We start from the raw sequence: 14739 nt of genomic DNA, 5'->3' as shown, positions 1-14739 counted from the left end.
GGAGCGCTGACCGTGGATCAGTTGGCCCTGTTGTTCACCGTGGTGCTCGGGGCCGTGGTGAGCGTCCCGGTCGGGGACCGGCTGGGGCTGCCGGCGCCGGTGCTGATGACGGTCTTCGGGATCGCCCTGGCGCTGCTGCCGTTCGTCCCGAACGTCGACGTTCCGCCGGACCTGATCCTGCCGCTGCTGCTGCCGCCCCTGCTCTACGCCGCCGTCCGCCGGACGTCCTGGCGCCAGTTCGCCGCGAACGTCAGACCGATCCTCCTGCTCGCCGTGGCACTGGTGTTCGTCACCACGCTGTGTGTGGCCGTCGTGGCGCACGCGATCGTGCCGGGTCTGCCGCTGGCCGCCGCCGTGGCCCTCGGCGCGCTGGTCGCGCCGCCCGACCCGGTCGCGGCGACCGCCGTCGCCGGGAAGCTGGGACTGCCGCGCCGACTGGTGTCGATCCTGGAGGGCGAGGGCCTGTTCAACGACGTGACGGCGATCGTGCTGTACCACGTGGCGATCGCCGCCGCCGTGAGCGGAACCTTCTCGCCCTGGCGGGCGGGGCTGGACCTGGTGCTCTCGGCGGTGGTGGCGGTCGCGGTCGGCCTCGCGCTGGGCTGGGGGACCAACAGGCTGATGGGCCTGCTGGGGGACGCGACCCTGCAGATCGCGATGAGCCTGCTGGTGCCGTTCGCCGCCTACGCCCTGGCCGAGGAACTGCACGGCTCGGGGGTGCTCGCCGTACTCACCACCGCGCTGTTCCTGGTGGAGTACGCCACCGACGCCGACGAGGTCATGACCCGGCTCGCCGGGCACGCCTTCTGGGACATCGTCGACACGCTCGTCACCGGCGTCGCGTTCGGACTGGTCGGCCTGGAGCTGCACAACGCGATCGGCACCGCGGCCGGCCACTGGGGCGAGCTGCTCCGCTGGGCGGCGGTGATCGTGGGCGTGGTCGTCCTCGTCCGGCTGCTGTGGCTGCTGCCGGCGGCCTGGCTGACGAAGCGGCTGCACTCCGCGAGGGACCTCGACGAGGAGATCCCGGTCGGCTGGCGCGAGACCGTGGTGATGTGGTGGTCCGGAATGCGCGGGGTGGCCTCCGTGGCCCTGGCGCTGGCGATTCCGCTGCAGACCGATGCCGGGGACGCCTTTCCCGTCCGCAGTGAGATCGTCTTCATCGCGTTCGGGGTGATCATGGCGACGCTGCTGGTCCAGGGGATGACCCTGCCGTGGCTGGTGAAGCGGCTGGGAGTGGAGGCCGACACCGGGCGGGAGAAGGAGTACGAGCGGGATCTGGCGGTACGGGCGGCGCGGGCGGCCAAGCGGCGGCTGCGGGAGATCGAGGCGGTCGAGGAGCTGCCGGAGGAGCTGTCCGAGCAGATGCTGCGGAGCGCCTTCGAGATCGGGATGCAGATCAACCCGGACATGGCGGACGACGAGCGGAGGGAGGCCCACCGGCAGCGGACCCGGCGGGCGAAGCGGGTGCGGCGGATCCGGAGCGAGATGCTGAGCGCCGCCCGGCACGAGGTGCTGGCGGCGCGCAGTGAGGCGGGGGCCGATCCCGGGGTGGTCGACCGGGTGCTGCGGCATCTGGATGTGCGGAGCATGCGGTGAGTTCGTCCCCCGGCGCGGCCTTCTGTTCGTAGGGTCTGGGTATGACGCGAAACGTGGTGATCAGCGGGGGCGGTACGGGGATCGGGCTGGCTGCGGCACGGATGTTCGCCGCGGACGGGGACCGGGTGCTGCTGCTCGGGCGGCGCGGGGACGTGCTGGAACGGGCCGGGGCCGGGGTGCCGGGGGCGTCGGTGTACGCCGCCGACCTCGCCGACCCGGTGGCCGTGCGCGGTGTCAGCGGCTTCGTGGGCCGGGAGTTCGGGGCCGTCGACGTGCTGATCCACAGCGCCGGGGGCAACGGTCTCCTGGAGCCCCCCGCCGGGGGCGACGACCCGCTCGACGCCGTCGCCCGTCACTGGACGGTCAACTTCCGGCTCAACCTGCTGACCGCCGTCCTGCTCACGGAGGCCCTGAAGGACCGGCTCGCCGAGCCCGGCGGGCGGGTGCTCTTCCTGAGCTCCATCGCCGCCTACCGGGGGTCCGGGCAGCTCGCGTACGCGGCGGCCAAGGCCGGACTGCACCCGTACGCCCACGACCTCGCCCGGAAGCTGGGACCGCACGGCATCACGGTCAACGTGGTCGCGCCCGGCTACGTCGAGGACACCGCCTTCTTCGGCGACGGCCTCGACGACGAGCGGCGGGCGCGGCTGATCGCCGAGACGTCCGACGGCCGGGCCGGGAGGCCCGGGGACGTGGCCGCGACCCTGCACTGGCTGGCCTCCCCGGGCGCCGCACACATCACCTCCCAGATCATCCAGGTCAACGGGGGTGCGGAACGGGGCCACTGAGACACCGTCAGGGCTTGTTGGTGTGTGCCGCGCTTGGTGTGTTCACCGGGCTCGTCGGGCTCCTCGGACTCGCGGGCGTTTCCCGCTTCCCGGCGGTCTCGTGCGGGCCGCGGGCCGCCGGTACGGCGCCGGGGGAGCGGCGGTGGCCGCCGAACTCCGGCGCCGGGCCCGGCGGCAGCTCCGCGGCGGCCGTGCTGACCCGGGGCAGGGCGTAGGGGTGCTCCTCGGCCAGCCAGCGGATCATCTGCTCGCGGACCGTGACCCGTACCGTCCAGATGTCGTCCGCGTCCCGGGCCGTCACCAGGGCCCGCACCTCCATGGTGGTGGGCGTGCTGTCCGTCACGGTCAGGTTGTAGGCGCGGCCGTCCCAGGCCGGGCACTCCCGCAGGATGTCGCGGAGCCGGTCACGCATCGCCTCCAGCGGGGCCGAGTGGTCCAGGTGCCAGAAGACGGTGCCGGTCATCTGCGGGGTGCCGCGCGACCAGTTCTCGAACGGCTTGGACGTGAAGTACGACACCGGCATGGTGATCCGGCGCTCGTCCCAGGTGCGCACGGTCAGGAAGGTCAGGGTGATCTCCTCGACCGAGCCCCACTCGCCGTCCACCACGACCGTGTCGCCGATGCGCACCATGTCGCCGAAGGCGATCTGCAGTCCGGCGAACAGGTTGCCGAGCGTGGACTGGGCGGCGACACCGGCGACGATGCCGAGGACACCGGCCGAGGCCAGCAGCGAGGCGCCGGCCGTGCGCATCGCGGGGAAGGTCAGCAGCATCGCGGCCGCCGCCACCACCCCGACGATCGCCGAGACCACCCGCCTGATCAGCGTCACCTGGGTGCGCACCCGGCGGACCCTGGCCGGGGCGCGTTCGCGGTGCACGTTGGCGTACCGGGTGTACGAGGTCTCGACGACGGCCGCCGCGATCCGGATCGCCATCCAGGCGACCGATCCGATCATCACCAGCGTCAGGATCCGTCCGATGCCCTCCCAGTGGCTCTCGAACAGCCGGGCCTGGTCGTACGTCCCTCTCAGCAGGGCCGCGCAGATCAGCAGTTGGTAGGGGATGCGGGCACGGCGGAGCAGTCCCCACATCGGGGTCTCGGGGCGCCGTTCGTCGGCCTTGCGCAGCAGTCGGTCGGTGGCCCAGCCGAGCATCAGGGTGAGCACGACCGAACCGCCGACCACGATCAACGGGCGGAGCACGTCTTCCATGCCCTGGAACGTAACCGTCCTCGCGCGGAGTGAACATGTGAGGTTCGCACCGTCGTGGGTAGGGCCTCGGCCCGGCTGGCACCATGGGCGTCATGAACATCATGCTGTTTCACTCGACCTACGGCCTCCGGCCCGCGGTGTCCCGGGCCGCGGAGCGGCTGCGCGCCGCCGGACACGAGGTGTGGACGCCCGACCTCTTCGAGGGCCGTACGTTCGACACGGTCGAGGAGGGCATGGCCCACCAGGAGTCGATCGGCAGGGACGAGTTGCTGAGACGGGCCGTCCTCGCCGCCGCGCCCTACTCGGAGCGGGGGCTGGTGTACGCCGGTTTCTCCTTCGGCGCCTCGGTCGCCCAGACGCTGGCCCTCGGCGACGGCAGGGCGCGCGGGCTGCTGCTTCTGCACGGCACCTCGGACATCGCGGCCAACGCCCAGGTGGACGACCTGCCGGTACAGCTGCACGTCGCCGAGCCGGACCCGTTCGAGACCGACGACTGGCTGAGCGCCTGGTACCTGCAGATGGGCCGCGCCGGAGCCGACGTGGAGGTGTACCGGTACGCCGGGGCCGGCCACATCTACACCGACCCCGACCTGCCGGACCACGACGAGGAGGCCGCCGAGGCCACCTGGCGGGTGGCGCTCGGCTTCCTCGACTCGCTGCAGGACTGACTGGAGGACTGATCCGGGAACGTCAGACCGGGGTGTGGACGCGCTCGACCCGCTGCGTGCCGCTGCGGGTCCGGTACGAACGGGCCCACGCGGAGGTGGCGGCCGGGTCGGTGCGGCCGGACAGCACGTAGTAGTCCATCTGCGCCCGCTCGGCGGTGATGTCCAGCACGCCGTAGCCGTGGCGGTCGGTGTCGACCCAGTGGACGTGCCGGTTGGCGGCCCTGATCAGCGGTGAGGCGACCGAGGAGACGGTGCCCTCGGAAACCTTGACGATGTCGTCGAGGTTGTCGGAGGTGACCGAGGTGACGACGAACTCGGTGGCCGCCGACGGGGACAGCGGGTAGGTGCCCGCGTTCACCGGTACGTCGTTGGCCCACGCCATGTGGATGTCGCCGGTGAGGAAGACCGTGTTGCCGATCGCGTTCGTCCGCAGATGGGTGAGGAGTTCGCGGCGGTCGTCGGTGTAGCCGTCCCACTGGTCGGTGTTGAGGGCGAGGCCTTCCCGCGGCAGGTCCAGCAGCTCGGCGAGCGGCTTCAGCAGACTGGCCGGGAGCGCGCCGAGGGCGAGCGGCGAGATCATCACCGAGGTGCCGACCAGCCGCCAGGTGGTGTCGGAGGCCGACAGTCCCGCCTTGAGCCAGTCGAGCTGGGCGCGGCCGGTGAGCGTGCGGTCCGGGTCGTCGACCCGGCCGTCGCCGAGTGGGACCTGCTGGGAGCGGAAGGAACGCAGGTCCAGCAGCGAGAGGTCGGCGAGCCTGCCGAAGCGCAGTCGGCGGTAGGTGGTGCCGGCCAGCGCGGGACGCACCGGCATCCACTCGAAGTAGGCCTGCTTGGCCGCGGCCTGACGTGCGGCCCAGGCGCCCTCCGCGCCCTCGGTGTGGTTCTCGGCGCCGCCCGACCAGGCGTCGTTGGCGAACTCGTGGTCGTCCCAGATCGCGACGACCGGTGCCTTGGCGTGCAGCGCCTGGAGGTCGGGGTCGGTCTTGTACGTCGCGTGCCGGACGCGGTAGTCGGCGAGGGTGACGATCTCGTGGGCGGGCGCGTGCGGGCGGACCGTCCTGCCGCGGGTGCCGTACTCACCGGTGCCGTACTCGTAGATGTAGTCGCCGAGGTGCAGCCATGCGTCCAGGTCGCCGCGGGCCGCGAGATGGCGGTACGCCGAGAAGTGCCCGCCCTCCCAGTTGGAGCAGGAGACCACGCCGAAGCGCAGACCGGTCACCACGGCGTCGGCGGCCGGAGCGGTGCGGGTACGGGCGACCGGGGAGTCGGTGCCGCCGGCGGAGAAGCGGAACCAGTAGTCGGTGGCCGGCGCCAGGCCGCGGACGTCGGCCTTGACGGTGTGGTCGGAGGCGGCGGTGGCACGGATCGAGCCCTCGGCGACGACGGTGCTGAACGCCTTGTCCAGGGCGACGGTCCAGCTGACCTCGGTGTCCGGGCCGAGCCCGGAGCCGGGTATCGCCTCCGGCGTCGGCGTCACCCGCGTCCACAGCAGGACGCCGTCCGGCAGCGGGTCGCCGGAGGCCACCCCGTGCAGGAAGGCGGGGGTCTGGGAAGTGGTCGCGCGGGCGGAGGGCGCGGCGGCGAGCGGTCCGGCCAGGACCACGGTCGCGGCGGCCACCTTGACGACCGTACGGCGGCGCGGGGCAAGGGAGTTGACGTCCGCGGGGGCGGAGAAGGCGCTCTCGGATGATCTGTGTCGACTGGTCACAGCCGATCAGGTTACTGACAGGTACGCACGAGAGCGGGCGAACTCACAAAAGTTCGCCCGCTCGTCGACTACTCGGTCACTTGGTGACGCCCGCGTCCTTGAGTGTCTTCTGCCAATCGGCGTCCGTGCCCGGGGTCTCGACCACCTTGTCGTTGATCTTGAGGGTCGGGGTCGACTGGACGTCCTCGGCCTTCTGGAAGGATTCGCCCATCTTCAACGCCCAGGCGTCATAGGTGCCCTTCTTCACGGCGTCCTGGAACTTCTTGTTGTTCTTCAGGGCGTCGACCGTGTCCGCCACCTTGATCAGGTAGTCGTCCTTGGCGAACTCGTCGGTCGACTCCTGCGGGTGGTACTCGGCGGAGTACAGCGCGGTCTTGTAGTCGATGAACGCCTCGGGGCTGACGTTCAGCGCGGCACCGAGAGCGCTGAGCGCGTTCTTCGAGCCCTCACCGCCCAGGTTTCCGTCGAGGAAGGTGCCGATCGTGAAGGAGAGCTTGTAGTCGCCGTCCTCCATGCCCTTGTTGACGGCCTCACCGATGCCCTGCTCGAACGAGGCGCAGCCGGGGCAGCGCGGGTCCTCGTAGAGGTGGACCACGTGGTCGGACTTGGAGTCGCCGATGAGCACCGTGGTGCCGTCCTTGCCCGAGGTGTTGGCCGGGGTGACCACCTTGGCCTCGGCGGCCTTGTCCCATCCGGTGGGCTTGTTGGCCTGGACGATCGCGTAGCCGATGCCGCCGGCTATCGCCAGGACGCCGACGATCGAGCCGGCGACGACGAGCTGGCGCTTGATCTTGGCCTTCTTGGCCTCGCGCTCGCGCTCGATGCGCAGGCGCTCACGGGCCGCCGTCTTCGCCGCCTGGCTGTTCCGCTTGCTCATGGTGATGCTCTCCACAGGGGGACGCGCACAGTGTTGTGCGGGATGTGTACGGGGGGACTGCAGATGCTCGGACTCGGGCCGCCGACGCCGGGGCGGAGGGCCGCCTCGGCCTCGGCCGCCTCAGACGAGGGCGGCGGAGCGCGGCGGTCCGCGTCGTCCCAGGGAGTGCACGAGGAACCGGTCCACGGCCGTGGTGGTCCGGAGGGCCGGGCGATGCGGCCGGTGCGTCTTCGGGGCCCGGCGCACGGTCACCGCGGCGACCGCCAGCAGCAGCGGCCGGAACGTGCTCGCCGCCATCGCGCCCAGCAGCTGGGCCAGCGCACGCTCGCCGCGGTGCAGCCAGGCGGCGGCCAGCAGGCCGACGCCGATGTGCGCGCCGAGCAGCAGCCAGGCGGTGGCGGGGCCGGCCTGGGCGAGCAGGCCGGCGAACCGGTCACCGCCCTCGGCCGCGGTGCCGGCCACCCGGGCCAGCGGGGTGCCCACACTGCCGCCGTCGCTGCACAGCAGGTCGAAGCCGACCGAGCGCAGCGGACCCGCGACCGGGCCGCCCATCTGCCCGTAACAGAGGTGCTGCCCGGTGGTGAACACGGTGTCGGCGGCCAGCTCCAGCGGGATCAGCAGCGCGGCGATCCGCCCGAAGGAGCTCTCCCGGCCCGCGAGCGCGTAGGCCAGGACGAACACGGCGGCGGCGATCACCGCCACCGTGTTCAGCGGCAGCGGAGCCCCGGACAGCAGCACGTGCGACGCGGCGCTGAGGGTCACGACCATGGTCGTGAACAGCGCCGCGCGCACGGCTCTGAGCGGGGCTCCGGGTATGTCCATGATGGGGACGAGTGTGTCACGTGCTCCGGTAAGGGATCCCTAAAGGGGTCCTGTGGACTGCGTCTCCCCGGCGGGCCCTGCCTCCCCGGGCGGGAGGAAGGTCACAGGCCCGGGATCCTGCCGTTGCGGAACAGGTCCAGGAAGATCTGGTGGTCGCGGCGCGCGCGTGCGCCGTAGGTGTGCGCGAAGTCGACCAGCAGGGGCTCCAGCCCCTCCTCGTCGGCCGCGATCGCCGCGTCGATGGCGCGCTCGGTGGAGAACGGCACCAGGGACTCGCCGGAGGTGTCGTCCGCGGCCGCGTGCATCGTGGCCGTGGCCCGGCCCAGGTCGGCGACGACCTGGGCCATCTCCTCCGGCTCGTCGATGTCGCCCCAGTCCAGGTCCACGGCGTACGGCGAGACCTCGGCGACCAGCTGCCCCGTGCCGTCCAGCTCGGTCCAGCCCAGCCACGGGTCGGCGTGCGCCTGCAGGGCGCGCTGGGAGATCACCGTGCGGTGGCCCTCGTGCCGGAAGTAGTCCCGGATCGCCTGATCGGTGATGTGCCGGGAGACGGCCGGGGTCTGGGCCTGCTTGATGTAGATCACGACGTCGTTCTCCAGGGCGTCGCTGTGCCCCTCCAGCAGGATGTTGTACGAGGGCAGCCCGGCCGAACCGATGCCGATGCCGCGGCGGCCCACCACGTCCTTCACGCGGTAGGAGTCCGGGCGGGCCAGCGAGGAGTCCGGCAGCGTCTCCAGATAGCCGTCGAAGGCGGCGAGGACCTTGTAGCGGGTGGCGGCGTCGAGCTCGATCGCGCCGCCGCCGGAGGCGAAGCGGCGCTCGAAGTCACGGATGACGGTCATCGAGTCCAGCAGCCCGAAACGGGTCAGCGAACGGGCGTCGCGCAGTGCGTCGAGCAGCGGGCCCTGCGCCGTGTCCAGCGTGAACGGCGGCACCTCGTCGCTCTTCGCCCCGGTCGCCAGCGCGTGGACGCGCTCCCGGTAGGCGGCCGTGTAGATCCGCACCAGCTCGGTGATCTGCTCGTCGCTGAGCGCCTTCGCGTACCCGATCAGCGCCATGGAGGCGGCGAAGCGCTTGAGGTCCCAGGTGAAGGGGCCGACGTAGGCCTCGTCGAAGTCGTTGACGTTGAAGACCAGGCGGCCGTTGGAGTCCATGTACGTGCCGAAGTTCTCCGCGTGCAGATCGCCGTGGATCCACACCCGTGACGTCCGGTCGTCCAGGTAGGGACCACCCCGCTTCTCTGCGTTCTGATCGTGGTAGAAGAGGCACGCCGTACCCCGGTAGAACGCGAACGCCGAAGCCGCCATCTTCCGGAACTTCACGCGGAACGCGGCCGGGTCGGCGGCCAGGAGCTCGCCGAAGGCGGTGTCGAGGACGGCGAGGATCTCCTCGCCGCGGTGCTCGTCGTTGAGCTGCGGGACCGACATCGCTGAGTGCCTCCTGGTGCGGGACGTCCGGGGACGGCTGATCCGTCCCCGTGCCTAACGCGCGGCGCGTCACGGGAGTGCCCGCGCCACTCGCCAGAAGGTACGACGGCGGAGCCCCCGGGTGTCAGTGCCGGAGCATAGACTTCGACGTTGACCACCGGACCGCCCACCTGCCCGTCACCCATCGCCCACCCGTCACCCGACCGCCGCCCCTCAACGAGGCGCTCCGCGCCGCAGCAATCATCCTTGGAGGCCGTACCGTGCCGAAGTCGCCCTTCACGCACCTGCACGTCCACACCCAGTACTCGCTGCTGGACGGTGCCGCGCGGCTGAAGGACATGTTCAACGCCTGCAACGAGATGGGCATGAGCCACATCGCCATGTCCGACCACGGCAACCTGCACGGCGCGTACGACTTCTTCCACAGTGCACAGAAGGCCGGAGTCACCCCGATCATCGGGATCGAGGCCTATGTCGCGCCCGAGTCGCGGCGCAACAAGCGCAAGGTCCAGTGGGGCCAGCCGCACCAGAAGCGGGACGACGTCTCCGGCTCCGGCGGTTACACCCACAAGACCATCTGGGCGGTCGACAGCACGGGTCTGCACAACCTCTTCAAGCTCTCCTCCGACGCGTACGCCGAGGGCTGGCTGCAGAAGTGGCCCCGGATGGACAAGGAGAGCATCGCCCAGTGGTCCACCGGGCTGGTCGCCTCCACCGGCTGCCCCTCCGGCGAGGTCCAGACCCGGCTGCGCCTCGGCCACTTCGACGAGGCGCTCAAGGCGGCCGCCGACTACCAGGACATCTTCGGCAAGGACCGGTACTTCCTGGAGCTGATGGACCACGGCATCGACATCGAGCACCGGGTCCGCGACGGCCTCCTGGAGATCGGCAGGAAGCTCGGCATCCCGCCCCTGGTCACCAACGACTCGCACTACACCTACGCGCACGAGGCGACCGCCCACGACGCGCTGCTGTGCATCCAGACCGGCAAGAACCTCTCCGACCCCGACCGCTTCAGGTTCGACGGCACCGGCTACTACCTCAAGTCCACCGAGGAGATGTACGCCATCGACTCCTCCGACGCCTGGCAGCAGGGCTGCGACAACACCAGGCTGATCGCGGAGATGGTCGACACCACGGGCATGTTCGAGAAGCGCGACCTGATGCCCAAGTTCGACATCCCGGAGGGGTACACCGAGGTCAGCTGGTTCCGCGAGGAGACCATGCGCGGCATGCACCGCCGCTTCCCGGGCGGCATCCCGGACGACCGCATGAAGCAGGTCGAGTACGAGATGGACACCATCATCTCGATGGGCTTCCCCGGGTACTTCCTCGTCGTCGCCGACTTCATCATGTGGGCCAAGGAGCAGGGCATCGCGGTCGGCCCCGGCCGTGGCTCCGCGGCCGGCTCGATCGTCGCCTACGCCCTCGGCATCACCGACCTCGACCCGATCCCGCACGGCCTGATCTTCGAGCGGTTCCTCAACCCCGAGCGCGTCTCCATGCCCGACGTCGACATCGACTTCGACGAGCGCAGGCGCGTCGAGGTGATCCGGTACGTGACGGAGAAGTACGGCGCCGACAAGGTCGCCATGATCGGCACCTACGGCAAGATCAAGGCGAAGAACGCCATCAAGGACTCCGCGCGCGTGCTGGGCTACCCGTACGCCATGGGCGACCGGCTCACCAAGGCCATGCCCGCGGACGTCCTCGGCAAGGGCATCGACCTCGACGGCATCACCAACCCCGCGCACCCGCGGTACAACGAGGCCGGCGAGATCCGCGCGATGTACGAGAACGAGCCGGACGTGAAGAAGGTCATCGACACCGCCAAGGGCGTCGAGGGCCTGGTCCGGCAGATGGGCGTGCACGCGGCCGGCGTGATCATGTCCAGCGAACCCATCGTCGACCACGCCCCGATCTGGGTGCGGCACACCGACGGCGTGACCATCACGCAGTGGGACTACCCCCAGTGCGAGTCGCTCGGCCTCCTGAAGATGGACTTCCTGGGCCTGCGCAACCTCACCATCATGGACGACGCCATCAAGATGGTGAAGGCCAACAAGGGCATCGACCTGGAGATGCTCTCCCTGCCGCTGGACGACCCCAAGACCTTCGAACTGCTCTGCCGCGGTGACACCCTCGGTGTCTTCCAGTTCGACGGCGGCCCGATGCGCTCGCTGCTCCGCCAGATGCAGCCCGACAACTTCGAGGACATCTCCGCCGTCTCGGCCCTCTACCGGCCGGGCCCGATGGGCATGAACTCGCACATCAACTACGCGGAGCGCAAGAACGGCCGCCAGGAGATCACGCCGATCCACAAGGAACTGGAGGAGCCGCTCCAGGAGGTGCTGTCGGTCACCTACGGCCTGATCGTCTATCAGGAGCAGGTGCAGAAGGCCGCCCAGATCATCGCGGGCTACTCGCTCGGCGAGGCCGACATCCTCCGCCGCGTGATGGGCAAGAAGAAGCCGGAGGAACTGGAGAAGAACTTCGTCATCTTCCAGGCCGGCGCCCGCAAGAACGGCTACAGCGACGAAGCCATCCAGGCCCTCTGGGACGTGCTGGTGCCCTTCGCCGGCTACGCCTTCAACAAGGCGCACTCCGCCGCGTACGGACTGGTCTCGTACTGGACCGCCTACCTCAAGGCCAACCACCCCGCCGAGTACATGGCCGCGCTGCTCACCTCGGTCAAGGACGACAAGGACAAGTCAGCCGTCTACCTCAACGAGTGCCGCCGCATGGGCATCAGGGTGCTCCCGCCGAACGTCAACGAGTCCGAGTCGAACTTCGCCGCGCAGGGCGACGACGTGATCCTCTTCGGCCTGTCGGCGGTCCGCAACGTCGGCACCAACGTCGTCGAGTCGATCATCAAGAGCCGCAAGGCCAAGGGGAAGTACACCTCGTTCCCGGACTACCTCGACAAGGTCGAGGCGGTCGTCTGCAACAAGCGGACCACGGAGTCACTGATCAAGGCGGGAGCCTTCGACTCCATGGGGCACACCCGCAAGGGCCTCACCGCCCAGTACGAACCGATGATCGACAACGTGGTTGCGGTCAAGCGCAAGGAGGCCGAGGGGCAGTTCGACCTCTTCGGCGGCATGGGCGAGCAGGAGACCAGCGAGCCCGGCTTCGGCCTGGACGTCACCTTCACCGAGGACGAGTGGGACAAGACCTACCTGCTCGCGCAGGAGCGGGAGATGCTCGGCCTGTACGTCTCCGACCACCCGCTGTTCGGACTGGAGCACGTCCTGTCCGACAAGGCCGACGCGGGCATCTCCCAGCTCACCGGCGGTGACTTCGGCGACGGCGCGGTGGTCACCATCGGCGGCATCATCTCGGGCCTCCAGCGCAAGATGACCAAGCAGGGCAACGCCTGGGCGATCGCCACCGTGGAGGACCTCGCCGGTTCCCTCGAGTGCATGTTCTTCCCCGCGACCTACCAGCTCGTCTCGACCCAACTCGTCGAGGACGCCGTGGTGTTCGTCAAGGGCCGCCTCGACAAGCGCGAGGACGTGCCGCGCCTGGTCGCCATGGAGCTCCAGGTGCCCGACCTGTCCAACGCGGGCACCAACGCGCCCGTCGTGCTCACCATCCCGGCCACCAGGGTCACCCCGCCGATGGTCAGCCGCCTCGGCGAGATCCTCGGCCACCACAAGGGCGACAGCGAGGTCCGCATCAGGCTCCAGGGGCCGACGAAGACGACGGTGCTGCGCCTGGACCGGCACCGGGTCAAGCCGGACCCCGCCCTGTTCGGCGACCTCAAGGTCCTCCTCGGCCCGTCCTGCCTGGCGGGCTAGGGCTCCGAGGGGCCCCGGGGGCCGGGGCGCGCCGGGCCGGTCGGGCCGGTCGGCCGAGGCGCGCGAGGAGAGGCCCGAGACATGAGAGGGGGTGCGCCCGGTGACGGGCGCACCCCTCTGCAGGTACCGTGCGCGGGGCGCTCAACGGCCCCTCACGCAGGTGTCAGTTGTGGCCGAAGCGCTTCTGCCGACCCTTGCGGGCGACATCGCCGGGAGTGATCTGCGGGCCGTGCTGCTCGGTCTGCGGCTCCGCGGCGGCCGGCTGTGTCGCCTGCTGGGAGCGTCCGGCCGGCTGCTGCTTGCGTTCACGGTTCTTGTTCTTGGCCATGGTGATGCCTCCTGCGGGGGATCTAGGGGCCAGGGCCGGGACCAGACTCACATAGCCGAACGATGGTCGCATGTCGGACAATTACCGTGTGTGACAGGGTGGGTAGGCGAAGGAAGTGTGGAAACGCCACGCCGAAGATCGAGTTCGGGCCGTTAACCCCGGCGTGGTCGGGCAGACTCGAAGCAAGCCCGAAGCAAACCTCCCGGAAAGAGGGTGGATCGCGTGGACCGCTGCATCGTCCTGGTGGACGCCGGGTATCTGCTGGGGGCCGCCGCCAGTCTCCTCGCCGGAGATCCCTCGCGGTCCCGCATCACCGTCGATCACGCCGCCCTCATCCAGGGACTGCGTGACCGTGCCGAGTCCGACACGAGTCAGCCCCTGCTGCGGATCTACTGGTTCGACGGCGCCCCCGACCGCGTGCCGCAGCCCGAGCACCGCCGGCTGCGGGTGATGCCCAGGGTGACCGTTCGGCTCGGAGCCCTCACGCGCAGTGACGGCCGTTGGGCGCAGAAGGGCGTGGACGCCGCCATGCACGCCGAGTTGACCGAGCTGGCCCGCAACCGCGCCTGTTCCGACATCGTCCTGGTCACCGGCGACGGTGACCTGCTGCCCGGCATGATGGCGGCCAAGGAGCACGGCGTCGCCGTCCACCTGTGGGCCGTACAGGCCGCCGACGGCGACTACAACCAGTCCGAGGACCTGGTCGCCGAGGCCGACGAACGCCGGGTGCTGGACCGTGCGTGGATCACCAAGGCGGTGCGGACCAAGGACTTCTCCGGGGTGTGCGCCCCGCCGCCCCCCGCCCGTCCCGACATCGCCGCGATCCTCTCCGCCCCGCTGCCGGAGTCCGCGCCGGCCGCCGAGCAGGCCGAGCAGGAACCCCCGCATCCGGTCGGCGCCGGGCACAACGGCGCCGGGGAGCGGCCGCCCGCCGCCAAGGGCGTGCCCACCCCCAAGGATCTGGCAGCCCTCCGCGGCCCCAGCGCCCCGCACCCCCAGCAGCCGCAGTCCGCCACCCTGCGCTGGTCCTCCGACAAGGGCTGGGTCGACCGGTCCGTCACCGAACCTGCCGACGCCGCCTCGCTGCCGACGCTCGCCCAGCTGACCTCCGCGGAGCAGCGGTGGGCCGACCGCGAGGAGGACATCACCACGGTCGGCGGGGATCCCTTCGAGGTGGGGCAGGTCTTCGCCCGCCGCTGGGTGGACCGGCTCGGGGACCAGAGCGGCATCCAGCGGCTGTCCGTCATGTACCCCCGCATCCCGCACCGCATCGACGGCGAGCTGCTGCGCTACGCCGCCCGCTTCGGCCTGCTCGCCCACAAGGACGACCAGATCGACGAACGCGACCGGTACGCCATCCGTGCGGGCTTCTGGCGCGAGCTGGACCTGCGCACGGGGACGGAGCGCGCCGCGACCGCGGAGTGACCGGGTTTTTCGGGGCGGTCGGCCGACCCGGCAGTGGGTCCGGGCCGCGGACCCCGTAGTCTCGTCCCTTGTGAGCACGCGCGCGGT

At 70.6% G+C, this 14739-nt stretch carries 11 protein-coding genes; 5 read left to right on the top strand and 6 right to left on the bottom strand.

Annotated features, from left to right (window positions below; translation table 11 throughout):
• The first annotated feature begins 12 nt into the window (after positions 1-12).
• Entirely contained in the window at positions 13-1599 is a 1587-nt protein-coding gene (locus ACWEQO_RS01420; RefSeq protein WP_452977624.1) for a Na+/H+ antiporter, read from the top strand.
• Between the two features lie 41 nt (positions 1600-1640).
• Positions 1641-2387, top strand: coding sequence for an SDR family NAD(P)-dependent oxidoreductase (locus ACWEQO_RS01415; RefSeq protein ID WP_361450572.1), 747 nt, complete (start codon positions 1641-1643; stop codon positions 2385-2387).
• A 7-nt stretch (positions 2388-2394) separates the two neighbouring features.
• On the opposite strand, the gene ACWEQO_RS01410 is transcribed toward ACWEQO_RS01415, so the two are convergent.
• The gene (locus tag ACWEQO_RS01410; RefSeq protein WP_452977621.1) at positions 2395-3597 is read right to left on the bottom strand and encodes a mechanosensitive ion channel family protein; all 1203 of its coding nucleotides are present in this window, start codon (positions 3595-3597) and stop codon (positions 2395-2397) included.
• Between the two features lie 92 nt (positions 3598-3689).
• On the opposite strand from ACWEQO_RS01410, the gene ACWEQO_RS01405 reads away from it, so the two are divergent.
• A complete protein-coding gene (locus ACWEQO_RS01405; protein WP_452977618.1) occupies positions 3690-4265 on the top strand; it encodes a dienelactone hydrolase family protein in 576 nt (191 codons plus the stop codon).
• 22 nt (positions 4266-4287) lie between these two features.
• On the opposite strand, the gene ACWEQO_RS01400 is transcribed toward ACWEQO_RS01405, so the two are convergent.
• The 4 genes from ACWEQO_RS01400 to ACWEQO_RS01385 form a co-directional block, all read right to left on the bottom strand.
• Positions 4288-5973, bottom strand: a complete 1686-nt coding sequence (locus ACWEQO_RS01400; protein ID WP_452977615.1) for an alkaline phosphatase D family protein — start codon at positions 5971-5973, stop codon at positions 4288-4290.
• 76 nt (positions 5974-6049) lie between these two features.
• Complete coding sequence (locus tag ACWEQO_RS01395) at positions 6050-6850, bottom strand: DsbA family protein (protein WP_452977612.1); 801 nt, start codon at positions 6848-6850, stop codon at positions 6050-6052.
• 120 nt (positions 6851-6970) lie between these two features.
• Complete coding sequence (locus ACWEQO_RS01390) at positions 6971-7672, bottom strand: hypothetical protein (RefSeq protein ID WP_452977609.1); 702 nt, start codon at positions 7670-7672, stop codon at positions 6971-6973.
• Positions 7673-7773: 101 nt separating this feature from the next.
• Positions 7774-9099, bottom strand: coding sequence for a DUF2252 domain-containing protein (locus ACWEQO_RS01385; RefSeq protein ID WP_361450589.1), 1326 nt, complete (start codon positions 9097-9099; stop codon positions 7774-7776).
• 260 nt (positions 9100-9359) lie between these two features.
• On the opposite strand from ACWEQO_RS01385, the gene dnaE reads away from it, so the two are divergent.
• The gene (dnaE, locus tag ACWEQO_RS01380) at positions 9360-12899 is read left to right on the top strand and encodes a DNA polymerase III subunit alpha (protein WP_361450592.1); all 3540 of its coding nucleotides are present in this window, start codon (positions 9360-9362) and stop codon (positions 12897-12899) included.
• 163 nt (positions 12900-13062) lie between these two features.
• Here dnaE and ACWEQO_RS01375 read toward each other — a convergent pair whose 3' ends face one another.
• Positions 13063-13299, bottom strand: a complete 237-nt coding sequence (locus ACWEQO_RS01375; protein ID WP_452978488.1) for a hypothetical protein — start codon at positions 13297-13299, stop codon at positions 13063-13065.
• Positions 13300-13449: 150 nt separating this feature from the next.
• Here ACWEQO_RS01375 and ACWEQO_RS01370 point away from each other — a divergent pair, with 150 nt between their 5' ends.
• Positions 13450-14652, top strand: a complete 1203-nt coding sequence (locus ACWEQO_RS01370; RefSeq protein WP_452977605.1) for an NYN domain-containing protein — start codon at positions 13450-13452, stop codon at positions 14650-14652.
• Positions 14653-14739 lie beyond the last annotated feature (87 nt).

The organism is Streptomyces sp. NPDC004051 (assembly GCF_053604275.1).
Note: the sequence above shows the minus strand (reverse complement) of the source record. Positions and strands in the feature narration are given on the sequence as shown.